This is a genomic window from Paludisphaera sp., assembly GCF_037189885.1.
Lineage (GTDB): Bacteria > Planctomycetota > Planctomycetia > Isosphaerales > Isosphaeraceae > Paludisphaera.
Genome location: NZ_JBBCIR010000049.1, coordinates 1 through 21,814, shown reverse-complemented (window position 1 = coordinate 21,814; position 21,814 = coordinate 1). Strand labels below are relative to the sequence as shown.

Genomic DNA, 21,814 nt, shown 5'->3' with positions numbered 1-21,814 from the left:
CCGAAACGAGGACTTCGACACGATGGCGACGACGGGCGCGGGCCTCGTGGCGACGGCGGATTCCGTCGTCCACGCCTATGATCGATCGTCGCGCGCGCTGGACGGCGTGACGGCGGAGTTCCCCTCGGGGGTGATGATCGGGCTGATCGGGCCCGACGGCGTCGGCAAGTCGACGCTGATGGGCCTGATCGCGGGCTCGCGGAAGCTCCAGGAAGGGAAGGTGATCGTCCTGGGGGGGGACATCGCCGACGAGTCGCATCGCCGCCAGGTCCTCCCTCGGATCGCGTACATGCCGCAAGGGTTGGGGAAGAACCTCTACCCCGAGCTGAGCGTCCGCGAGAACATCGAGTTCACCGCGCGCCTCTTCGGCCTCCCGGCGGCGGAGCGTCGCGAGCGCATCCCGGCGCTGCTGGAGGCGACCGGGCTGGGGCCGTTCCCGGACCGGCCGGCGGGGAAGCTCTCCGGCGGCATGAAGCAGAAGGTGAGCCTCTGCGGGGCGCTCGTCCACGACCCGGACCTGCTCATCCTGGACGAGCCGACGACGGGGGTCGACCCGCTGTCGCGCCAGCAGTTCTGGGATCTGATCGACACCATCCGCGAGTCCCGGCCGGGGATGAGCGTCCTGGTCTCCACCGCCTACATGGACGAGGCCCAGGGCTTCGACTGGCTGCTGGCCATGAACGCGGGAAAGATCCTGGGCGGCGGCACGGTCGCGGATCTCCTGGAGCGCACCGGCGCGGACGACCTGGAATCGGCGTTCGTCCGGCTCCTCCCCGAGGAGGCCCGGGGCGATCACCGCGGGCTGACCATCCCTCCACGTCGGGAAGTGGAGGGCCCCCCGGCGATCGTGGCGCGGGATCTCACCAAGAAGTTCGGCGACTTCACGGCCGTGAATCGCGTCAGCTTCACGATCCCCCGCGGCGAGATCTTCGGCTTCCTGGGCTCCAACGGCTGCGGCAAGTCCACCACGATGAAGATGCTCACCGGCCTCCTGCCGCCGACCTCCGGCGAGGCGCTCCTGTTCGGCGAGAAGGTCGAGGCCGGCGGGATGGAGATCCGGAAGCGCGTCGGCTACATGTCGCAGTCGTTCTCGCTGTACGGCGAGCTGACCGTCATGCAGAACCTCCGGCTGCACGCCCGGCTTTTCCACCTCCCGCCGACGAGGATGGACGCGAGGATCGGGGCGCTGGTCGATCGATTTGGCCTGGGGCCCTACCTCGACCACGCGTCGGGCGAGCTGCCGCTGGGGATCCGCCAGCGGCTCTCGCTGGCCGTCGCCGTGATCCACGAGCCGGAGATCCTGATCCTGGACGAGCCGACCTCGGGCGTCGACCCGGTGGCGCGCGACGGCTTCTGGGAGCTGCTGATCGACCTGTCGCGGGGCGAGGCGATCACCATCTTCATCACGACCCACTTCATGAACGAGGCGATGCGCTGCGACCGGATCTCGCTGATGCACGCCGGCGAGGTGCTCGCCGTGGACGCCCCCCGCGGGCTGATCGAGGCCCGCGGCGCGCCGGACCTGGAGACGGCCTTCATCGCCTACATCGAGGACGCCATCGGCGCCGGGACCGAGGCCGGCAAGGACGAGGAGGCGCGCGAGGCGCTCCGGCGGGCGATGTCGACCGAGGCCCACGCCGGCGCGGGGTCGGCCGTGTTCAGCCCGGCCCGCGCCTGGGCGTTCGCCGGCCGCGAGACCTCGGAGATCCTCCGCGACCCGGTCCGGCTGGCGTTCGCGTTCGTCGGGTCGCTGCTGCTGATGCTGCTGTTCGGCTTCGGCATCACCACCGACGTCGAGCACATCCGCTACGCCCTGTTCGACCAGGACCAGTCGCCGGAGAGCCGCGGCCTGGACGCGGCGTTCGCCGAGACCCGGCGGACCTTCCGCGAGATGGGCCCGGTGGCGTCGGCCGAGGAGGCCGACCGGCGGCTCCGCTCCGACGACGTGTCGATGATCCTGGAGATCCCCCCCCAGTTCGGCCGCGACCTGCTCCGCGGCGGCGAGCCCGAGGTCACGGCCACGATCGACGGCTCCCACCCGTTCCGCGGCGAGACGATCCAGCAGTACGCCGACGGGACCTACATGACCCACATGCTGGACCTCCACCGGACGCGGATCGCCGGCGAATCGCTCGTCCCCTCCGCCGGCGTCCAGCCGAGGTTCCGCTACAACCCGACGTTCGAGAGCATCTACGCCATGGTCCCCGGCGTCCCGCCGATCCTGATGATCCTCATCCCGGCCATCCTCACGGCGGTCAGCGTCGCCCGGGAGAAGGAGCTGGGCTCCATCGTCAACTTCCACGTCTCCCCCGCGACCCGGCTCGACTTCCTGGTCGGGAAGCAGCTCCCGTACATCGCCGTCGGGATGATCAACTTCGCCCTCATGACCCTGTTGGCCGTCGTGGTGTTCGGCGTCGGCGTGAAGGGGAGCCTGCCGATGCTGATCCTCTGCGCCCTGCTGTACGTCGCGGCGACGACGGCGCTGGGGCTGATGATCTCCGGCGTGACGGGCTCGCAGGTCGCCGCCGTCTTCGTCACCGCGATCGTGACCCTGGTCCCGACGACGCAGTTCTCGGGCATGCTCCAGCCGGTCTCGACCCTGATGGGGAGCGCCCGCGTGGTCGGCTCGCTCTGGCCCACGACCTACTACATGCACGCCAGCGTCGGGGCCTTCACCAAGGGGCTCGGCGCGCGGCTGCTGACGCACGACGCGCTGGTGCTGGCGGCGTTCGTGCCCGCGTTCATCCTCGGCGCCGTCCTGATGCTGCGCCCCCAGGAGGCCTGACGCCGTGGAACGACTCGCCAACATCTTCTGGCTGGGCGTGAAGGAGCTGCGGAGCCTGCGAAGCGACAAGGTCCTGGTCGTCTTCGTCGTCTACGCCTTCACGGCGTCGATCTACATCCAGGCGCGGGGGACGTCGTCGGAGGTGTACAACGCCTCGATCGCGATCGTGGACGAGGACGGCTCGGCGCTCTCGCGGAAGATCCGGGAGGCCTTCCATCCGCCCCGCTTCCAGCGCCCCGAGCTGATCCGCGCCGACGAGGCCGACGACGCGATGGACGCCGGCCGGTACATGTTCGTGATCGAGATCCCGCCGCTCTACGAGCACGACCTCCGCGCCGGCCGCCGGGCCGACGTCCTGCTGGACATCGACGCGACGGCGATGCTCCAGGCGGGGGTGGGCTCCAGCTACATCCAGAACATCCTGACCGATCAGGTGACGGAGTTCCTGACCCGGGCGGACTCGGGGTTCCAGGCCCCGACGCGGCTGGTGATCCGCCGGGCGTTCAACCCCAACGGCGAGACCAGCTGGTTCAACGCCGTCGTGGCGCTGGTCAACCAGGTGACGCTCCTGACCACCGTGCTCACCGGCGCGGCGCTGATCCGCGAGCGCGAGCACGGGACGATCGAGCACCTCCTGGTGATGCCGCTGTCGGCGTTCGAGATCGCCATGGCGAAGGTCTGGTCGAACGCGCTGGTGATCCTGCTCGCGTCGGGGGCCGCGATGTTGGGCGTGGTCCGCTGGCTGCTCCAGGTCCCGATCGCGGGCTCCCTCTGGCTGTTCATGGCGGGGGTGGCGCTCTACCTGTTCTTCGCGACGGCGCTGGGCGTCTTCCTGGGGACCATCTCGCGGACGATGGCCCAGTTCGCGCTGCTGATCATCCTGATGCTGATCGTGCTCCAGCTCCTCTCCGGCGGGCAGACGCCGGTGGAGAGCCAGCCGACCTGGCTGCAAGGGCTGACGTTCTTCCTGCCGTCGCGGCACTTCGTCAGCTTCTCGCAGTCGATCCTGTTCCGAGGGGCGGGGATCGAGGCGGTCTGGCGGAGCTTCGCGATGGTCGCCCTGGTGGGCGCGGCGTTCTTCGCGTACAGCATCTCGCGGTTCCGCCGGTCGATCTCGCTCAGCCGATAGCCCCGGCCGGGGCGGGGATGGCCTCGGCGGCCGCGTCGGGCGGCGGCGCGGCGGGCGCGGCGGCGGTGGCCTCGCGGTAGGCGTCGAGGACCTCGTCGATCGGCCCGTCGGCCAGCAGCCGGCCCTTGTGCATCCAGAGGCCGCGGTCGCACAGGTCGCGCAGCGACGACAGCTCGTGCGACACCAGGACGACGGCGTGCGACCGCTGCATCAGCCCGCGGATGCGCTCGGTGGCCTTGGCCCGGAAGTTGGCGTCGCCGACGCTCAGCGACTCGTCCACCAGGAGGATCTCCGGGTCGATGGCCGTGGCGACTCCGAACGCGAGCCGGGCGTACATGCCGCTGGAGTAGTACTTCAGCGGAAGGTCGGCGAACTCGCGCAGGCCGGTGAACTCGTGGATGGCGTCGACCTTCTCCAGCATCTGCTTGCGCGTGAACCCCAGCATCGCGCCGTTGAGCAGGATGTTGTCCAGCCCGGACAGCTCGAAGTTGAAGCCCGCGCCCATCTCGATCAGGGGCGCGACCGACCCGCGCACGGCCACCGTGCCGTGGGTCGGCGGGTAGATCCGCGCCAGCAGCCGCAGGAGCGTGCTCTTGCCGGCGCCGTTGGAGCCGACGACGCCGATGCGCTCGCCGCGCTCGATGCGGATATTGACGTCGCGCAGGGCCCAGAACTCGGAGTTGGGGACCTCGCGCTCGCGGCGCAGGAGGAGTTCCAGCACGGCGCGCTTGAGCGTGAACGCCTTGTCGGAGTAGTTCACGAACTTGAGCGAGACGTCGCGAAGCTCGACGAGCGGCCCGGCGGGGGCCTCGGCGCGGTCGCGGCGAAGACCCCGGCCCCGGCCCTCAGAGTCGGAAAACCATCTTGTCTTCATTGGCCTTGAACGCGGCATATCCGATCCCCAGGCTGACGGCCGCCAGCGCGGCGGCGATCACGACGATGCTGAGCTGCGGCATCCGGCCGGAGTTCAGGACGTCGTGGAACATCTCGACGAAATAGAAGGCCGGGTTGAGCCAGAACCGCCACTGGAGGTCCTCGGCGAACTGCGAGACCGGGTAGACGATCGGCGTGGCGAAGTACCAGGCCTGGATGAACACCCCGACCAGGTGGCCGCAGTCGCGGAAGAACGTGTTGGCGGTCGCCACGATCAGGCTCAGCCCCAGCGTGAAGGCGAACGTCAGCCCGATGGCGACCGGCAGGAACAGCATCGCCATCGACGGCCGCGCCCCCATCGGCACCAGCACCAGGAAGAGCGCCACCAGCGACAGCATGCTCGTCACCATGTTGATGAGCACGCGCACCAGCGGGAAGACAAGCTTCGGGACGTAGATCTTCCGGATCAGCCCCTCGGCCTGGATGATGCAGGTCGACGACTCGGTGATCGACCCGGCCATGAACGCCCAGGGGATCATCCCGGCCAGGATGTACAGCGTGTAGTTGCCGCCGTCCCCCAGCTTCATCGGCAGGAGCTGCGAGAAGACCATCGACAGCGTGAACATCATCAGGAGCGGGTTGACCAGCGTCCACAGGAAGCCCATGAACGAGCGCTGGTAGCGCACCCGCAGCTCCTGGGACACCATGTTGTGGACGACCGGCCAGAAGCGGGTCAGCTCCTCCCGGTCCTCCGCCAGGCGTCGGCCCCACACTTGCGACGGGCGTGCCCGGGGCGGGGCGGGGAAGGTCTCCACGGCCTCGTCGGCCGCCGGCTGGTTGCGGACGTCCATGTTCACCTGAGGGCCGTCTCCTCGCGGCAGGCCGGGCGAGGTCCGTTTCGCCCATGGCCAGCGCGGCGGGATCTTACGAGGAAGCTCGACATCGCGGAAGGTCAACCGGCGCGGGGCGGGGGCCCGCCTCAATCGCTGTCGTCGCGCATCGCGACGGCCCGGACGCCCACGCGGGTCGCGAACCGCAGCTTCTCGCGGTTGGACAGGTCGCCGATGTACTTGGTCCGCAGGGCGCTGAGCCATCGCAGCTCGCGGCCGTCGTAGCTGACGATGACGTGGGTCAGGATCGGCCCGGCCATGCCGAAGGTCCGCTGGAGCCCCGCCCCCACGTCCTCGTTCGACGCGATCTGGTTGTAGCCCACGCCGACCGACCTGGCGAACGCCGCGTAGTCGATCCGGGCGATGTCCGTGGCCGTCGTGCGGCGGAAGACCGGCTCCTGGAGCATCTGCATGTAGTGGTACGCGCCGTCGTCCAGGACGAAGAACTTGACCGGCAGCCCCGCGCGGGCCGCCGAGGAGATCTCCATCGCCGACATGAGGAAGCAGCCGTCCCCCGTCACGCAGACGACCTGGCGGTCGGGGCGGACGTGCTGGGCGCCGATCGCCGCGGGGATCGCCCAGCCCATGCTCTGGTTGTCGGCCGGGGTGAAGTAGCGCCGGGTCCCCTGGACCTCCACCGCCTCCGACGCCCAGTGCGTCGACGCCGTGACGTCCACGAAGATCAGCTCCTCCGGCCCCAGAGCGCAGCGGAGCTGGCTCAGGAAGTACATCGGGTCGACCGCGCCGGTGATCTGCTGGGTCCGGGCCACGCGGCGGTCGACCTTGCGCAGGCCGTCGATCTTCGCCCAGAGCTTCGGGTCGGGGGGGCGTCGGAGCGTGGCCGCGTCGCCGAGCAGCCGGTCGAGGAAGACCCGCGAGTCCGACACGAGGCACTGGCTCGTCGGGACGTTCTTGCCCAGGTTGTCGGGGTTGATGTCGACGTGGACGACCTCGGTCTGCGGGATGGCGTAGTTGGCGGTGGAGACCTCGCTGTATCGCACGCCGACGGCCAGCACCAGGTCGACGTCCTTGAACGCCTTCTCCGCGGCGCGGGTCCCCTGCTTGCCGTACCCCCAGCCGACGGCCAGCGGGTGGGAGTCGGGGACGACCCCCTTGCCGCTGACGGAGGTGGCCACCGGGGCCTGGAGCATCTCGGCCACGGCGGTCAGCGACGGCCCGGCCTCGACGCAGCCGGCGCCGGCGTAGATGCCGATGCGCTTCTTCCGGTCGCGCAGCCGGCAGGCCACCTGCTGATAGGCCGCCTCGTCGAACGGGACGGGCATCGGGGGGGGCGGCGCCTGGTCGTAGTCCCAGGCCTCCACGAAGAACGGGTAGGGGATCACCACGCCGACCGGCCCCGGCTCGCCGGACTGGGCCAGGCGGAAGGCGTGGAAGATGGTGCCGGGGATCTCGGCCTGGTGGCGGACGGTGAGCTGCGCCTTCACGACGGGACGCAGGAGCGCCTCGTTCGCCAGGCCGTGGACCTGCCCCACCGGCGCGCCGGCCGAGCGGTCGATGTCGGTGATGATGGCGACGATCGGCACGCCGTCGTACAGGGCCTCGCCCAGCCCCGTCAGGGCGTTGGTGAGTCCCGGGCCGGGGACGACGGACATCACCCCCACGCGCCCCGTGGCGCGGGCCGAGGCGTCGGCCATGACGCTGGAGGAGAACTCGTGGGCGACGAGGAAGTAGGGGACGCCGTACTGCTTGAAGGCGTCCCACAGCTCGTTGTTCTGCGCGCCCGGGATGCCGAAGACGCAGGGGGCGCATTCGCATCGGATGGCCGCGGCGGCGGCTTGCGCGCCGGTCATCCTGCCGCGGACGCCCTCGCGACGGGCGTAGCTGCCCACCTGCACCCCGGCCTCCGCCTGATGCGGCTGGGCGGCGACCGCGACCGCGCCGGCCGCGACGGCCGCCGTCCCCATGGCCTGGCGACGGTTGAGCTTCGGCGTCATGATCCGACTCCTTCGGAAAGGTCCCCATCCTGTCCGAGGCGCGTCCCGAATCCCCGGGCCGACCGCCTCGCGCATCCTCGCGAGGTTTGTATCGACCGGGAGGCCGCCGCGCCTGGCCCCGCGGAGGGGGGCCCTTTGCGGTTCAACGCGGACGACCCGCACGACCCCGACAGCTTGACGCCGCGGCCGAGGCATGAATCCCTTCCGCGCCCTCTCGTCAAGCACGCGGCAAGCGAGCGGCCCTCCTCGGATCGCCTCCAGGCCGAATGCCATGTGGAATGCCGACCGCGTTCTGTTACAGTTGTAAAAGCGGCTGCGCGCCGTGGCCCCCCACATCGAATGGGAGGAAGTAGAGGTGGACCCAACTCGGGGCTTCTTCCTCGCGAGCATCGTGCTTTTGTCGCTCGTGCTCCCCCTCGCCGCGAGTGTCTGGCGGGCGGGCGCGGGCAGTCGCGGACCAACGCTCCGAACGGTATGGGCCGGGCAAATGCTCGCGGCCGTCGCCGGCCTCTGGGTGGTCGCCGCGCCCGTCCACCCGGAATACGGCGTGGTCGCCGCCATCATCGGCTGCCTGGCATGCCTGCTCGTCCTCCGGCGGCGGACGCGGCCGACTCGACCTTCGCCGGCGTGAGGCGAGCGCTCGCCCCGCGAGAAACCTGGCCTGGCTCACGAAGGCCGCGGGACCGTTCCGCCACACGACGGCGGAAGACGCCATTGCCTTAATTGGCCCGATGGAAAGGGGATTATCTCCGGCACTCGGACCCGGGCAGTGGGACTCCGCATGAAACGGCTGGGCTACCCGGCGAAACCGTGATAGCATCAAATTGAATGCAAATTAAGTGCAAGGAGCCTGGCCCATGCTCGACCTCACCAACGACATCGATTCCCTCTCGGAATTCAAGCGGCGTACGCCCGAGTTCATCAAGCGATTGAAGGCCGAGGGCCGCCCGGTGGTGCTCACCGTCAACGGCAAGGCCGAGGTGGTCGTTCAGGACGCGGCCTCCTATCAGAGGCTCGTCGAAATCGCCGAGCGTGTGGAGCGGATGGACGCCCTGCGGGCTTCGCTCGAAGACATGAAGGCGGGCCGCGTCTCTCCGGCCGAGGACATGCTCGCCGAGATGCGAAAGATTCTTGACGCGAAGAAAGCCCGATGACGTACCGGGTCGTCGTCACCACACGGGCTCGGGCCGACGCCTTGGAGGCGTTCGTCTGGCTCGCCGAGCGGTCTCCGGATGCGGCGGAACGCTGGTTCCTTGCTCTGCAAGAAGCCATCGAAGGTCTCTCGACGATGCCAGAGCGGCACCCCGCGGCCGAAGAGGAATCCGAACTCCTCGGCGTCGCCCTCAGGCAGATGCTCTACGGAAATCGTCGAAGCGTCTATCGCCTCCTCTTCTCCATCCAAGACGACGTCGTGACGCTCCACTACGTCCGCCACGCCTCGCGAGGGCCGATCGAACCATGAGCATTACGACGACAACACGCGAACGGCTCTGGCAGCGGTGCGGCAATCGCTGTGCAAAATGCCGATGCGAACTCCACGAGGACGCCACCGAATTCGACGACCCGGCGATTCTCGGTCAGGAGTGCCACATCGTCGGAGACAAGCCGAACTCGGCACGGTACGACGACCCTCTGCCTCGCGATGAAATAAGTTGATGTATAATAAATATGCTATAGGTTTTTCGGAAGAGTAATTCCGGGGCGACATCGAGCGATTTTCGCACGGCTTTCCGGAGAGCGACTGGTCCAATTGCCGGGGCATGTTCGAGGCTTTCCTTCGTGGGGAGCCGGTGTGCGTCATCAAACCTGGTGGGGTTGTCCCGACCAGCTCCTGACCTTGCTCCCCTGGCGAGTCTCAAAAGCGAGCGTTCTTGAGACGGTCCAGTCGGCCGCGGCGGGAGGCTGCCCCGTGCCGCTTGGGTTCTACGCTTAGCGGCACATTGGTCCACGAGGGCGGCTCGCCTGCTATTATCAGGTGTTCATTGGCCCGATTCGCTGGGGTGGGCATGAGGTGGGTCCTTCCTATGCCTCAAAGGCTCGCGGCTATCGTCCATGCGTATGCCGGGCTGTCATTGGCCCAGTGGGGCCACGCCACGCGATGGCTCCACGCTTCGCCCAGCGTTCTGTGGTGCGGCAACGTCGTTAGCGACCCGTACCTGTTTCTCGTCAACATCATCGCCCCGCTCGCGGCGGCTTGCACAGCCTTGTTGGCCAGGCGGTGCATTCGCACTCGGCGATGGTCCGCTGTAATGGCCGCGGCACTGGTCGTCTTTCTCGTCACGTCGGCTGGCTTGATCTTCGAGGGGAGCTCGCTACAACGCGACTACGGCATCGATATCCTGGGCGGGGTCTGGTGGCTACCTGGAGGCTGACCGCCGCCCACAAGCCACCGAGGTTCGCCCGCCGCGGTCATCGTGCCATCTAGGGTCTAACCTACTCGGCATGCTCGGTGCCGCCCGCGGAGAATTCATTCTCTGCAATGCATGCGGCTGATGCGGGCGATGCCCTGATTGGCACGCTCCGTAGCCTCGACGACGCCGCGGGCCCGTCCCAAAAACGAGCGTTCTTGAGACAGCCCGGCGGGCGAAACATGTCGGGCGTCCCCGGACAGGGGACGTCCACGCCATGCATTGAAGCGCCATTCCATCCCAGCCGCGCCTCGAATGCCTTGCCCTGACACTAGCCAGGGTGCCTGTTTATTGGACGCGGCGGGACGGTTCGGAACAATAGCGTGTTTCCTGGGATTTTCATTGACGGGCCGGGCGTCACGCGATGAAAATCCGCACCGGGGCCGGACCCGGCCGCGCCGCGGCGCCATGTCGCCACATCGGCCGGCCCACGAGGGGCGCGAGACGGGATTTCCGACATGCCCCGCGAAGGAGACGAGTGACATGAGCGCGCGACTCCGATCCGTCCTCCTGACCGCCTGCGTGATAGGCACGCTAGGCCTGCCCGGGATCGGCCGGGCGTCGTTCGTGGTGTTCTCGGCGGGCGGCGATGACACCACCGCGTCGATCCAACCCGCGGTGGATGCGTTCCGCCTCGCCCTCGGCGACCCGGTCAACGGCAACGCGCCGGGGCCATTGTCCAGTGGCCGTCGCGAAATCAACTGGGATGGCGGCGGGGCGACGACCTCCGCGCCGGGCGCGACGCCGTTCACCGTGTTCTTCAACAGCCGCGGCGCCGGCATCACGACGCCGGGGACCGGCTTCCTGCAAACACCGCTCGACTCGGCCGCGAACGCCCCCGAACTCGCCGACCTCAACCCGAGCTACGTCGGGCCGGACTCGCCCTTTAGAACCTTCAGTCCGGTGAGGATCTTCACCCCCCTGGGCAGCAACATCACGGATGTGAGCTTCATAATCCCGGGCTCCGCCCCGACGAACACGCCCGGCACGGGCACCCCGGCGACGGTCAGCGGCTTCGGCGCCGTCTTCTCGGACGTAGACCTGAGCGATACCACGACGATTCAGCTCTTCGGCCTCGACGGCGGCTCGTTGGGCACCTTCAGCGTGGCGCCGGGGTCCGTGCCCGACCGCAGCCTGTCATTCCTCGGCCTGGTCGCCGACGCGGGCGAGCGGATCGCCAGGGTTCGGATCACGACCGGGACCACGGCCCTGGGACCCAACGACAACCCGACCGCCGGCGTCGACGTGGTCGTGATGGACGACTTCCTTTATGCCGAGCCGCGAGCCGTCCCCGAGCCGTCGAGCCTGATCCTTGCCGCGGTGGCGGGCATCGGGGCGGTCGGCTACGGCTGGCCGCGTCGCAAGCGCGCCTGAGCGATCCGCCGCGCTCCCCGCGACGAGCCCCCGGATCATGACCGGGGGCCTTCTCGCGCGCGGCACCGGCGCGACTCGCCGGTCATGGCCCGTCGCTAGGGACTCTGGAGGGGCGTCGACCGAAGGGGTAAGACGCGCTCGCCATCTTCGGCCCGAATTTTGCGATTGAGCCGCTCACCTACCTGGGGCGGCCATGGATTACTTATTGAAAGTCGACTGGGCGGATACGTTCGCTCCTCAGCTGAGCCTGCCGGAAGTCCTCATCCGCGGGACGGTGATTTACTTCGCCCTGCTCGGCCTCCTGCGGATCCTCCCCAAGTGGGAGGCCGGGACCGGCAGCATCGCGAGCATGTTGTTCGCCATCATGATCGGCGACCTCGCCGCGGACGGCGTCAAGGGCCGCGCGGAGTCCGTGACCGATATCCTGCTGATGGTCTCCACGGTCGCGACGTGGGTGACCGTGGTGGATCGGCTCTCCTACCACTCCAGGTGGTTCCGCTTCCTCGCGCAAGACTCGCCGACCCGCCTGATCCAGGACGGCCGCCTCCTGCGGGCGAATTTGCGCCGGGAGACGATGACCGAGGAGGACCTGAAGGCCCAGCTGCGGCGGAAGGACGTGGATGACATCGCCCACGTGCGGGAGGCCTACCTGGAGCCCGACGGGAGCATCAGCGTCGTCAAGGCGGAGGACGACCAGAGGATCGGGACGGCGGGCTCGACCTCGCCGGAGGAACCGGGCGAAACGCCCGAATCGGACGGGGACGCGGCCGAAGCCGCGAAGGGCCCCGACGAGCGCCACGGCGACAACGGCCGTCGCCCCGGGCGGCCCGATTCTGCTTCGACCAACGTCGAGGGCCGCTCGGAGGGGCCCGGCGACGATCCCGATGACGATCCCGACCTGAGGGACTTCCTCGCCGCCGCCGAGCGATTGCAGGCCAGGCTGGAGTGGCACCAGGAGCAGGTCGCCCGGTTCAAGGAGGCGCTGACGCGCCACGGCGTCCGCTTCAAGCCGCTCGCGGCGGGCCGACGCGAGGAAGGCACCGCCGAGGAAGGCTCGGCCGCGGACACGTCGGCCTGACTGGTCGACCTCCTACCACGTCCGTCGCCGCACGAACGGATCGAGGACTTCCGGCATGTACGTCGATCGGTCCTCGCGGACGCGCTTGACGCATTCCAGCATGATGGGGCCCTCGTAGGCGATGGCGTCGAGGGCGGCGAACCAGGCGGGCCAGTCGATGGTGCCGCGGCCGGGGGGATGGTGGGTGTCGTGGCGGCCGTCGTTGTCGTGGACGTGGGTCGTGGTCAGCAGGGGGCCGGCGGCGAGGGTCTCGGACGCGGCGTCGGCGGAGATGTGGGCGTGGGCGACGTCGAGCGTCAGGCCCAGCTCGGGGCGACCCAGCTCCGCGACGATCCCGGCGAGGTCGGCCATTCGGCTGCCGGGGTGGACGCCGGGCGGCATGTTCTCCACGGCGACGACGACCCCGGTGCCTCGCGCGTGGTCGGCCAGGGCGAGCAGGCCGCGGGCCAGGGCGTCGCGGCGGGCGTCGCGCTCGGCGCGGTCGGATAGGCCGCCAGGATGGACCACCAGCGCCCGGCCGCCGGCCTCGGCCAGCCAGTCGACGCAGCGGCGGAGGTCGGCCACGGAGTCGGCGTGGGCCTTCGGGTCGGTCGAGCCCAGGTCGACCCGCGCCGCCCGGATCGCCTCGCCCCCCCAGCAGCCGTGGGCGCTGTGGACGCGGAGGCCGCGATCGGCGGCGGCGCGACGGAGCGGGGCGGGGTCGGGATACGAGCGCCATCGGGGCAGGATCTCGAGCGCCTCGGCGCCGATCCACTGGGCCAGGTCCAGCTCGGCGTCGAGGGAGGCCCTCGGGTAGCCGTGGACGATCATGGTGCCGAGCGCCCGTGGGGCCAAACGCGCCTCGCTGTCGCCGTGACCCGGACCACGCGCCCGCGAGGGGGCGGGGGGCGGTGAAACCTCTTGTCGAACGGTCCCTCGCGAGTCATGATAGCACCGAAACGGCTCCGGACCACCGCAACGCTCCTCGCCGATCACGCCAGAGGGGGCTGGAGGGGCCTTCGACGCACCCCGAGCCGGCCGACGGAACCCTCCCCGGACACCGCCGCCGTCCCGGGGCGTCGCCGTTTGGCCCGGCTCGGCTTCGCGAGAACGAGAGAAAGGATAGCCGCGCATGCCTCCCGCGCCCCTGGTCGACCCTGCCTCGATCGACGACTCCAAGGTCCTCCTCGATCTCGAGCAGATCCGCCAGGTCAATCCCCAGCGGTTCGAGATGGAGCAGCTCACCGCCATCGTCTCCATCGACGAGGCGAACAAGATCATCGTGGGCTACAAGGACGTCATGCCCGACGAGTTCTGGGTCCGCGGCCACATGCCCGGCTACCCGCTGCTGCCCGGCGTCCTGATGTGCGAAGCCGCCGCCCAGCTCGCGAGCTGCTACTGCGTCGGAACCCATCTCATCAAGGAAGGGTTCGTGGGCTTCGGCGGCATGGAGGACGTCCGCTTCCGCGGCCAGGTGCGCCCCGGCGACCGCCTGCTCCTGATCGGCAAGGGGGTGCGGCTGCACCGCCGGCAGACGATCTTCGAGGTGCAGGGCTTCGTCGACGGCAACATGGTGTTCCACGGCCGGATGATCGGGGTCAACCTCTCGCCCCTCGAGCCCTCGAACTGAATGAACCCGACCCATCCATGACACGCCCCCGCGCCGACCTCGACGTCTCCTCCACCCTCCTCGACCCGGCCGACCACCCCGGCGACGATCCGCTGAGCTGGCCGGCCCTCTTCGGCGACGATCGGCCGGTCGTGCTGGAGATCGGCTCGGGGAAGGGCCTGTTCCTCGCCAATGCCGCCGCCGCGCGGCCCGATCACGGCTTTTTCGGGATCGAGATCGCCAAGAAATACGCCCGCGTGGCCGCCGAGCGGATCGTCAAGGCGGGCCTGACGAACGTCCGCCTCTGGCCCGCCGACGCCGGCCGGCTGATGGAGCGCCGCGTCGTCCCGGCGAGCCTCCGCGAAGTCCACGTCTACTTCCCCGACCCCTGGTGGAAGAAGCGCCACAAGAAGCGCCGGGTGTTCAACGAGACCCTCATGGCGTCGATCGCCCGCGGGCTCGTCCCGGGCGGCGAGCTGCACGTCGCCACCGACGTCGAGGAATACTTCGGCGTCATCCGCGAGCTGATCGCCGCCGACCCCCGCTTCGTCGAGATCGCCCCGCCCCCCCTCGGCGACCCCGAGAACGACCGCGACTACCTGACGAACTTCGAACGGAAGTACCGCATCGAGGGCCGGCCGGTCTACCGGGCGAGCTACCGCTACCGGCCGGACTGAAGGGAGGGCGCGATGCCCGATCAGGTCGACGCGAGCCGGGCCGTCACCACCGAGCGGCTACTCGCCGCCTCCCCGGGAGCCGTGTTCGCCGCCTTCGAGCGGCCGGATCGACTCGCCCGGTGGTGGGGCCCCGAGGGGTTTACGAACACCTTCGAGCTTTTCGAGTTCCGCCCCGGCGGGCGGTGGGACTTCGTGATGCACGGGCCGAACGGGATCGACTACGTCAACAAGAGCATCTTCCGCGAGGTCGAGCCCGATGCCCGGCTGGTGATCGAGCACGTCGTCGAGCCGTGGTTCCTGCTCACGGTGACGCTCACCCCCCGGGGCGACGGGACGCGCGTGGACTGGGTCCAGGAGTTCGCGACGCCCCAGGTGGCGGCGAAGATGCGGCCCATCGGCGCGACGGCCAACGAGCAGGTCCTCGACCGGCTCGAAGCCGTGCTGGCGGCCGGGGACGCCTGAGCCCGCGCCCGCTGTCTCACCGCGGCGGGGCGATCCGCACGCGGCGGCCCTCGATGGAGAGGCGGCCTGCGGCGTAGAGGGCGACGGCCTCCGGCAGGGCCTCGCATTCGGCGGCGAAGACCCGCGCGGCCAGCGCGTGGGCGTCGTCGTCCTCCAGGATCGGGACGACCTTCTGGAGGATGATGGGGCCCTCGTCGTACTCGTCGCTGGCGAAGTGGACGGTGCAGCCGCTGACCTTCACGCCGTAGTCGAGCGCGGCCTGATGCACGCGCTCGCCGTAGAAGCCCCGGCCGCAGAACGACGGGATCAGGCCGGGGTGGATGTTGATCACCCGGCCGCGGAAGTCCTCGGGGATCTTCACCAGGGCGAGGAACCCGGCGAGCAAGACCAGGTCGGCCCCGCTCGCGCGGATCGGGTCGAAGACCGACGCGCTGAAGGCGGCGACGTCGGCTTTGCGCTTCGAGACGTCGGCCACGGCCACCGGCAGGCCGGCTCGCTCCGCCTTCTCGATCGCCGCGATGCCGGGCCGGCTGGCGACGACCTGGACGACCCGGGCGTCCAGCGCCCCGGCCTCGACGCGGTCGAGCAGGTTCCGCAGCGTCGTCCCCCCCCCTGAGACGCAGACGGCCAGCTTGATCGGCGAGATCGGCTCGCGCGGGGGGCCGCTTCCGATTCCGACGACGGCCATCAGGCGGGGCCCTTCCCGTTCGCGGCCTCGATCACGACGACGCAGCGCCCGCAGAGGGTCGGATGCGCCTCGCTCCGGCCGACCTCCTCGCGGTAGTTCCAGCAGCGCTCGCACTTTCCATGGGTCGACTTGGTCGCCGACGCCTTGAATCGCTCGGCGCCGTCGGCGACCGGGGCGCCCTCGCGGATCGTCACGTCGGAGACCAGGCAGATCGTCGCCAGCAGCTCGCGGTCGGCCTGGAGGGCGGGGGCGACGTCCGGCGGGGCGACGACCTCGACGGCCGCCTCCTGGGCGCTGCCGATCGTCTTGTCCTTCCGCAGCCCCTCGAGCGCCTTGAGGACGGCGTCGCGGGCCTCGCGGAGCACCGACCAGCGGGCGTCGCGGGCCGCGTCGTCCCAGCGGGGCTCGGGCTCGGGGAACGTCGCCAGGTGGACGCTGGCGGGGAAGCCGTGGCCGTGGGGCAGGTATCCCCAGCATTCCTCGGCGGTGTGCGGCAGGATCGGGGCCAGCAGCCGCGTGAGCGCCTCGTGCAGCTTGAACAGCACGAACTGCGCGGCGCGGCGGTCGGGGCCGGTCGGGGCCTCGGCGTAGAGCCGGTCCTTCAGCACGTCCAGGTAGAAGCTCGACAGCGTGATCGACAGGAAGTTGTTCAGCTTCTTGACGACCCAGTAGAACTCGTACTTCTCGTACGCGGCCATCACCTCGCGGATCACCTGGTTGAGCTGCCCGAGGGCCCAGAGGTCGATGTCGCGCAGGGTCTCCGGGGCGACGGTCGCGGGGTCGAACCGCTCGTAGTCTTCCAGGTTGCCCAGCAGGTAGCGGAACGTGTTGCGGATCTTGCGGTACGACTCGGACGCGTCCTTGATCGAGCGTTCGCTGATCCGCACGTCGTCGGCGTAGTCCATGCCGGCGACCATCAGCCGCAGGACGTCGGCGCCGTGCTGCTGGGTCGCCTTGACCGCGGAGACGACGTTGCCGAGCGACTTGGACATCTTCTGCCCCTTGTCGTCGACCACGAAGCCGTGCGTCAGGATGCTCTCGAACGGCGCCTTCCCGGTCGCCCCGACGGAGGTCAGGATCGACGACTGGAACCAGCCGCGATGCTGGTCGGAACCTTCCAGGTACATGTGCGCGGGGAAGCCCAGGTCGAAGCCCCCGGCGAGCACGGCGCGGTGGCTGGAGCCGGACTCGAACCAGACGTCGAGGATGTCCCCTTCCTTGCGGAACTCGGTCCCGCCGCAGCGCGAGCACTTCGCGTCCGGCGGGAGGATCTCCTCGACCGGCCTGCTGAACCAGGCGTCGGCCCCCTCCTTGCGGAACAGGTCGCGGAAGTGGCGGGTGGTCTCGGCCGTCAGGAGCTGGGCGTCGCACTTCACGCAGCCGAGCGCCGGGATCGGCACGCCCCACGAGCGCTGGCGGCTGATGCACCAGTCGGGCCGGAGCGACACCATCGACTCGATGCGCGACTGCCCCCACGACGGATACCACTTCACGGCGTCGCGGATCTGCTCCAGCGTCCGGCCGCGCAGGTCGTTGCGGTCGACGCCCACGAACCATTGCTCGGTCGCGCGGAAGATGACCGGCTTCTTGCAGCGCCAGCAGTGGGGGTAGTTGTGCGAGAGCGGCGACAGCAGGTAGAGGTGGCCCGACTCCTTCAGCCGGTCGATCACCTTCGGGTTCGCCGCGAAGACGTGCAGGCCGACGAGCCATTCGGGGGCCTGGTCGGTGAACTTGCCGGCGGCGTCGACGGGGCTGAGGACCGGCAACTGGTACGCGCGGCCGGTCTGGTAGTCCTCGCCGCCGTGGCCGGGGGCGGTGTGGACCAGGCCCGTGCCGTCCTCGACGCTGACGTAGGTCGCCAGGACGATCGGCGAGACGCGGTCGATGAACGGGTGGCGATACTGGGCGTGCTCCAGCTCGCGCCCCTTGCAGCGGCCGACCTCGGCGTAGTCCTCGATCTTGCGCAGGCCCATGACCTTCTGGACCAGCTCGGCGCCGAGGATCGCGCGGACGGTCTCGCCGGTATCGGGGTCGACGTAGCGGACGCCGGCGTATTCCAGGTCGGGGTGGACGGCGACGGCGACGTTGGCCGGGAGGGTCCAAGGCGTCGTCGTCCAGATCATCGCCCGCCAGTCCTCGGCCTTCGACCCGTCGGCCCCGAGCCACGCCGCGGGGACGCCGGCGACCATCGGGAACAGGACGTGGATGCTCGGCGAGGTCTCGTCGCGATACTCCAGCTCGGCCTCGGCCAGCGCGGTCTGGTCCGAGGTGCACCAGTGGATCGGCTTGAGCTGGCGGAAGACGTAGTCGCCGGCCAGCAGGTCGGCCAGGACGTCGGTGATGCCGGCCTCATAGCGGGGGTCGAGGGTCAGGTAGGGGTCTTCCCAATCGCCCATCACGCCGAGGCGGCGGAACTGGTCGCGCTGGACGTCGACCCACTTCATGGCCTCGACGCGGCACAGCTCGCGGATCTCGGCGCGGCTCAGGCCGGCGGCCTTGGAGCCCAGGTCCTTCATGACCTTGTGCTCGATCGGCAGGCCGTGGGTGTCCCAGCCGGGGACGTAGGGGCTGTCGAACCCTCGCATGGAGAGCGAGCGGACGACGAAGTCCTTGAGCATCTTGTTGAGGGCCGTCCCCATGTGGATGTCGCCGTTGGCGTACGGGGGGCCGTCGTGCAGGACGCGGACCGGGGCGCCCTGGCGGGCGCGGCGGAGCTGGCCGTAGAGATCCTGCTCGCGCCAGCTCGCCTGGATCTCGGGCTCGCGCGTCGGCAAGTTCGCCTTCATGGCGAACTCGGTCTTCGGGAGGTTCAGGGTCTCTTTGTAGGGCTTGGCGTTCGTGGACATGACGGCCTGGGGATCTCGGGGGAAAGGCGCGGCGATCACGCGGGGGGCGGGCCTCGCTCGGCTCAGGCCGGCAGGCGTTCCAGCACGCCCCGGACGATGGTGCGGAGCTTGGCCTCGGCGGCGTTGGCGACGGCGATGATCTGGTCGATCTTCACCGGCTCCAGCGCGTCGGGCAGGCACATGTCAGTGACGATCGAGAAGCCCAGCACCTTCAGCCCGGCGTGGACGGCCACCAGGACCTCGGGGATGGTGGACATGCCGACGACGTCGGCGCCGATAGCCCGCAGGAAGCGGTACTCGGCGCGGGTCTCCAGGTTCGGCCCCGTCACCGCCAGGTAGACCCCCCGATGGGCCACGATGTTCGCCTTCAAGGCGACATCCAGCGCCTCGTCCTGGAGGGCCTTGTCGTAAGGCTCGATCATGTCCGGGAAGCGGGGCCCCAGGCGGTCGTCGTTGGGGCCGATCAGCGGGTTGACGCCCAGCAGGTTGATGTGGTCCTCGATGACCATGAGATCCCCCTTGCGATACTGGGGGTTCAGGCCGCCGCAGGCGTTGGAGACGACGAGCAGCTCGCAGCCCATCTCCTTCATCACGCGGATCGGGAACGTCACCTGCGCCGCGGTGTACCCCTCGTACAGGTGGAACCGCCCCTCCATCGCCATCACCGAGTGGCCGCACAGCGTGCCGCAGACGAGCTGGCCGGCGTGGCTGTCGACGGTCGAGTGGGGGAAGTGGGGGATCTCGGGGTAGGGGATGGCGACGGGGGACTCGATCTCGCGGGCGAGGGCGCCCAGGCCCGTCCCCAGCACCAGGCCGATCCTCGGCCTTCCGTTCCAGGCGCCGCGGACGACTTCGGCGGCTTCGCGGACGTGGTCCCAGTCGTGATGCGTCATCGGGCGGAATTTCCCGGTCTTCGGGTCGAGTCGGGCGGGGTCGGTTCGCTTCGGGCGGGGGGTCGCAAAAGGGCGGGCGGCCCGGCCCGGGTCGAATCGGATCAGAGGATGAATTCGAACCGGCGGATCAGGCGGAGGAAGCGCGGGTCGTCGCGCAGCGGCCCGAGGTCGGGGTCGCGGCGCAGGCGTTCCTGGCAGTGGTAGCCCAGCTCCAGCGCCCGTTGGAGCGAGGAGAACGCGGGGTCCAGCATCCCGAGCATGGCGTAGCTGCACGCCAGGTTGTACCAGGCGATGCAATCCTCGGGGATCAGCCGGACGAGGCGACGGTCGAGCTGGAGCGCCCGCGAATAGAAGCCCTTGGCGGCGAGGTTCCCGGCGTGGACCCGGATCGCCTCGACGAGGAAGGGATCGCGCTCGAGGATGCCCCCGATGAACTCGATCTCGAAATCGCGCTGGGACAGGTCTCGCACGCGCCGGGTCGAGGTCTCGGGAGCTGGCCGATCTCCGGTGGGATCCCCCGTCCAGTCGTTCGATCCGCCCATCAAGTCACCCCCTTCATCCCGATCGGCCGGGCCCGTCGCCCCGCGAGGCGCTGCGCCAGGGGGGTGCGGACGATCCGGCGACCTCCTTCAGGATATCCTCTAAGGAGGGGGGGGACAAGGCGCATCCCGGTTTCTGGCGTGGCTTTCGATTTGGGCCCACCGAGGCGGTCGCCCCCGCCGGCCGCGCGGATGCGATCGCGTCCCGAGAAAGTTCGGGATTCCTGAAATCCCGCCGATGCCCTCGCGGACCATACGAGAGCATTGATGACGGTGTTCTTTGACATCCCGGAAGCAGTGGAGCACCGAGGGGGGAAAGCCCTAATGACGGCCCAGAGGGCCTATTCGTCCCCTCTCCCCCCGGGAGAGGGCGGCCGCGCCAGCGGCGGGTGAGGGTCGTCGGAGCGCATGGGTGACGCCGGGGCGGGATGTCATGGACCGTCGCGATCCCCGAAATCCGACGACCGTCACCCGGCCCTTCGGGCCACCCTCTCCCGCCAGGAGAGGGGACACGCGTTTTACGCACGTGGATCTTGGCATCGAGCAAAAAGCCACTTCGAAAACGACGAACGAAGCCACCGCGCCGCGGGCGCAAATCATGTGCCCGCAAAACGTTGGCTCAATATCCAAGAAAACGGTGGCGCGCGAACGAAGCCAACTCGGGCATGCCCGCCGGGCGGCCGGCTTCAGGGGGTTCGCGGCGGCGTGGGGGCGGTCGCCGGGGCGTTGCGGGCGCGGGGCCGGGAGGCGCGTTCCAGGATCTCGCTGGGGGACGGCTCGTCGCCGCCGGGGGCCGGCGGGATGTCGGATGGCCTGGCCGGGCGGCGGGCGGCCGGGGCCGCCGGACGGTCGCCCGAGCCGTCGGGGACGGCGGGGATGCTCGCGTCGCCGCCGCCCCTCGCCGCGCCGGGGCGTCGGCTGGCGGGCACCGGCGGGATCGCGCCGGCGCCTCGGGCGCGGCGGGCGCCGCGGGCGTTGGGGTCGCCGCCCTCGCCTCGTGCGATGTTGGCCTGGGCCTGGGTGTACTCCCGGAACAACGAGGCCCGCTTGCGGGGGTCCTTCTCGTTGAAGTACTGGAAGTAGAGGTCGCTGGCCTTCTCGCGGCGGGCTTCGAGGTTCCGGTCGGCCTCGGCGTTGGGGCGGTAGATGCGCTTACGCTCGCGGTCGTGGTCGCGGAAGGCCCGATCGTAGCGGTTGACCTGGCCCAGCTCTTCCATCGCCTCGCGATACCGGTTCGCGTCCCGGACCCCCTGGCGATTGATGGTGACGTTACTTCCGGCGTCCAGCGGGCCGGGGGCCACGCCGAAGACGTAGGGATCGTACTGCGAATTGTAGGGGCGGAACGGGTCGGGGCCGAAGCCCTGGGCTCGGGCCGAGGCGGCCTGGCCGAGGCAGGCGGCGGCGAAGGCGACGGCGAGCAGGGCGGGCGCGACGCGCGGGCGGGTCGGGTTCATGAGGGGCCTCACCACCGATCGATCGTGACGCCGGGGGACGGCGCAACCGGGTCGCAACGACGCACGGGTCATTGTACGCCCCGCCGATCCTCGCGAGAAGGCGCGGGCCGCGCCGGGGCGTGGGGGAGGGGGGGCGCGGATCCGTCCGGCCCGCCGTCATCATCGGACGGCGGGC

19 protein-coding genes are annotated in these 21,814 nt (G+C 69.8%); 10 read left to right on the top strand and 9 right to left on the bottom strand.

Going from position 1 to position 21,814, the window contains the following annotated elements; all coding sequences use genetic code 11:
* Positions 1-22 precede the first annotated feature (22 nt).
* Both rbbA and WG209_RS15140 read left to right on the top strand, forming a co-directional pair.
* Positions 23-2,785, top strand: a complete 2,763-nt coding sequence (gene rbbA, locus WG209_RS15145; RefSeq protein WP_337175900.1) for a ribosome-associated ATPase/putative transporter RbbA — start codon at positions 23-25, stop codon at positions 2,783-2,785.
* Between the two features lie 4 nt (positions 2,786-2,789).
* Complete coding sequence (locus tag WG209_RS15140; RefSeq protein ID WP_337175899.1) at positions 2,790-3,914, top strand: ABC transporter permease; 1,125 nt, start codon at positions 2,790-2,792, stop codon at positions 3,912-3,914.
* On the opposite strand, the gene WG209_RS15135 is transcribed toward WG209_RS15140, so the two are convergent.
* The 3 genes from WG209_RS15135 to WG209_RS15125 all read right to left on the bottom strand — a co-directional run bounded on the left by WG209_RS15135 (position 3,904) and on the right by WG209_RS15125 (position 7,632).
* Positions 3,904-4,788 carry an ABC transporter ATP-binding protein gene (locus tag WG209_RS15135; RefSeq protein WP_337175898.1) on the bottom strand — a complete coding sequence of 295 codons (885 nt, stop codon included), beginning with the start codon at positions 4,786-4,788 and terminating at the stop codon, positions 3,904-3,906. The two genes, WG209_RS15140 and WG209_RS15135, sit on opposite strands and share 11 nt — an antisense overlap.
* Entirely contained in the window at positions 4,760-5,638 is an 879-nt protein-coding gene (locus WG209_RS15130) for an ABC transporter permease (protein ID WP_337175964.1), read from the bottom strand. The genes WG209_RS15135 and WG209_RS15130 overlap by 29 nt, the downstream gene beginning before the upstream one ends.
* Before the next feature lie 128 nt (positions 5,639-5,766).
* Entirely contained in the window at positions 5,767-7,632 is a 1,866-nt protein-coding gene (locus WG209_RS15125; protein WP_337175897.1) for a thiamine pyrophosphate-binding protein, read from the bottom strand.
* Positions 7,633-8,119: 487 nt separating this feature from the next.
* On the opposite strand from WG209_RS15125, the gene WG209_RS15120 reads away from it, so the two are divergent.
* From WG209_RS15120 to WG209_RS15100, 5 genes are all read left to right on the top strand, one after another.
* Complete coding sequence (locus WG209_RS15120; protein WP_337175896.1) at positions 8,120-8,263, top strand: hypothetical protein; 144 nt, start codon at positions 8,120-8,122, stop codon at positions 8,261-8,263.
* Between the two features lie 226 nt (positions 8,264-8,489).
* Positions 8,490-8,786: a type II toxin-antitoxin system Phd/YefM family antitoxin gene (locus tag WG209_RS15115; protein WP_337175895.1), complete on the top strand. Its 297-nt coding sequence runs from the start codon at positions 8,490-8,492 to the stop codon at positions 8,784-8,786.
* Entirely contained in the window at positions 8,783-9,094 is a 312-nt protein-coding gene (locus tag WG209_RS15110; protein WP_337175894.1) for a type II toxin-antitoxin system RelE/ParE family toxin, read from the top strand. The genes WG209_RS15115 and WG209_RS15110 overlap by 4 nt, the downstream gene beginning before the upstream one ends.
* Before the next feature lie 1,513 nt (positions 9,095-10,607).
* Positions 10,608-11,414, top strand: a complete 807-nt coding sequence (locus WG209_RS15105; RefSeq protein WP_337175893.1) for a hypothetical protein — start codon at positions 10,608-10,610, stop codon at positions 11,412-11,414.
* 205 nt (positions 11,415-11,619) lie between these two features.
* Positions 11,620-12,492, top strand: coding sequence for a YetF domain-containing protein (locus tag WG209_RS15100; RefSeq protein ID WP_337175892.1), 873 nt, complete (start codon positions 11,620-11,622; stop codon positions 12,490-12,492).
* A gap of 12 nt (positions 12,493-12,504) precedes the next feature.
* Here WG209_RS15100 and WG209_RS15095 read toward each other — a convergent pair whose 3' ends face one another.
* A complete protein-coding gene (locus WG209_RS15095; protein WP_337175891.1) occupies positions 12,505-13,326 on the bottom strand; it encodes a sugar phosphate isomerase/epimerase family protein in 822 nt (273 codons plus the stop codon).
* 277 nt (positions 13,327-13,603) lie between these two features.
* Between WG209_RS15095 and WG209_RS15090 the strand changes: the two genes are divergently transcribed.
* Genes WG209_RS15090 through WG209_RS15080 form a run of 3 tightly spaced genes read left to right on the top strand, consistent with a single transcriptional unit; the run spans position 13,604 to position 15,219 of the window.
* Complete coding sequence (locus tag WG209_RS15090; protein ID WP_337175890.1) at positions 13,604-14,101, top strand: 3-hydroxyacyl-ACP dehydratase FabZ family protein; 498 nt, start codon at positions 13,604-13,606, stop codon at positions 14,099-14,101.
* Between the two features lie 17 nt (positions 14,102-14,118).
* On the top strand, positions 14,119-14,757 hold the full coding sequence (gene trmB / locus WG209_RS15085; protein WP_337175889.1) for a tRNA (guanosine(46)-N7)-methyltransferase TrmB: 639 nt from the start codon (positions 14,119-14,121) through the stop codon (positions 14,755-14,757).
* 12 nt (positions 14,758-14,769) lie between these two features.
* A complete protein-coding gene (locus WG209_RS15080; RefSeq protein WP_337175888.1) occupies positions 14,770-15,219 on the top strand; it encodes an SRPBCC domain-containing protein in 450 nt (149 codons plus the stop codon).
* Positions 15,220-15,235: 16 nt separating this feature from the next.
* On the opposite strand, the gene purN is transcribed toward WG209_RS15080, so the two are convergent.
* From purN to WG209_RS15055, 5 genes are all read right to left on the bottom strand, one after another.
* Complete coding sequence (purN, locus tag WG209_RS15075) at positions 15,236-15,907, bottom strand: phosphoribosylglycinamide formyltransferase (RefSeq protein WP_337175887.1); 672 nt, start codon at positions 15,905-15,907, stop codon at positions 15,236-15,238.
* Positions 15,907-18,753 carry an isoleucine--tRNA ligase gene (ileS, locus tag WG209_RS15070; protein ID WP_337175886.1) on the bottom strand — a complete coding sequence of 949 codons (2,847 nt, stop codon included), beginning with the start codon at positions 18,751-18,753 and terminating at the stop codon, positions 15,907-15,909. The genes purN and ileS overlap by 1 nt, the downstream gene beginning before the upstream one ends.
* 62 nt (positions 18,754-18,815) lie before the next feature.
* Entirely contained in the window at positions 18,816-19,646 is an 831-nt protein-coding gene (locus WG209_RS15065; protein WP_337175885.1) for a purine-nucleoside phosphorylase, read from the bottom strand.
* Between the two features lie 101 nt (positions 19,647-19,747).
* Entirely contained in the window at positions 19,748-20,116 is a 369-nt protein-coding gene (locus WG209_RS15060; protein WP_337175884.1) for a hypothetical protein, read from the bottom strand.
* Between the two features lie 755 nt (positions 20,117-20,871).
* Entirely contained in the window at positions 20,872-21,639 is a 768-nt protein-coding gene (locus WG209_RS15055) for a hypothetical protein (protein ID WP_337175883.1), read from the bottom strand.
* Positions 21,640-21,814 lie beyond the last annotated feature (175 nt).

Bases quoted from the DNA above. Each gene is read 5' to 3' on its own strand.
- rbbA (WP_337175900.1), top strand. From the start codon at position 23: ATGGCGACGACGGGCGCGGGCCTCGTGGCGACGGCGGATTCCGTCGTC.
- WG209_RS15135 (WP_337175898.1), bottom strand. From the start codon at position 4,788: ATGAAGACAAGATGGTTTTCCGACTCTGAGGGCCGGGGCCGGGGTCTT.
- WG209_RS15130 (WP_337175964.1), bottom strand. From the start codon at position 5,638: ATGGACGTCCGCAACCAGCCGGCGGCCGACGAGGCCGTGGAGACCTTC.
- WG209_RS15125 (WP_337175897.1), bottom strand. From the start codon at position 7,632: ATGACGCCGAAGCTCAACCGTCGCCAGGCCATGGGGACGGCGGCCGTC.
- WG209_RS15120 (WP_337175896.1), top strand. From the start codon at position 8,120: ATGCTCGCGGCCGTCGCCGGCCTCTGGGTGGTCGCCGCGCCCGTCCAC.
- WG209_RS15115 (WP_337175895.1), top strand. From the start codon at position 8,490: ATGCTCGACCTCACCAACGACATCGATTCCCTCTCGGAATTCAAGCGG.
- WG209_RS15110 (WP_337175894.1), top strand. From the start codon at position 8,783: ATGACGTACCGGGTCGTCGTCACCACACGGGCTCGGGCCGACGCCTTG.
- WG209_RS15090 (WP_337175890.1), top strand. From the start codon at position 13,604: ATGCCTCCCGCGCCCCTGGTCGACCCTGCCTCGATCGACGACTCCAAG.
- trmB (WP_337175889.1), top strand. From the start codon at position 14,119: ATGACACGCCCCCGCGCCGACCTCGACGTCTCCTCCACCCTCCTCGAC.
- WG209_RS15080 (WP_337175888.1), top strand. From the start codon at position 14,770: ATGCCCGATCAGGTCGACGCGAGCCGGGCCGTCACCACCGAGCGGCTA.
- purN (WP_337175887.1), bottom strand. From the start codon at position 15,907: ATGGCCGTCGTCGGAATCGGAAGCGGCCCCCCGCGCGAGCCGATCTCG.
- ileS (WP_337175886.1), bottom strand. From the start codon at position 18,753: ATGTCCACGAACGCCAAGCCCTACAAAGAGACCCTGAACCTCCCGAAG.
- WG209_RS15065 (WP_337175885.1), bottom strand. From the start codon at position 19,646: ATGACGCATCACGACTGGGACCACGTCCGCGAAGCCGCCGAAGTCGTC.
- WG209_RS15055 (WP_337175883.1), bottom strand. From the start codon at position 21,639: ATGAACCCGACCCGCCCGCGCGTCGCGCCCGCCCTGCTCGCCGTCGCC.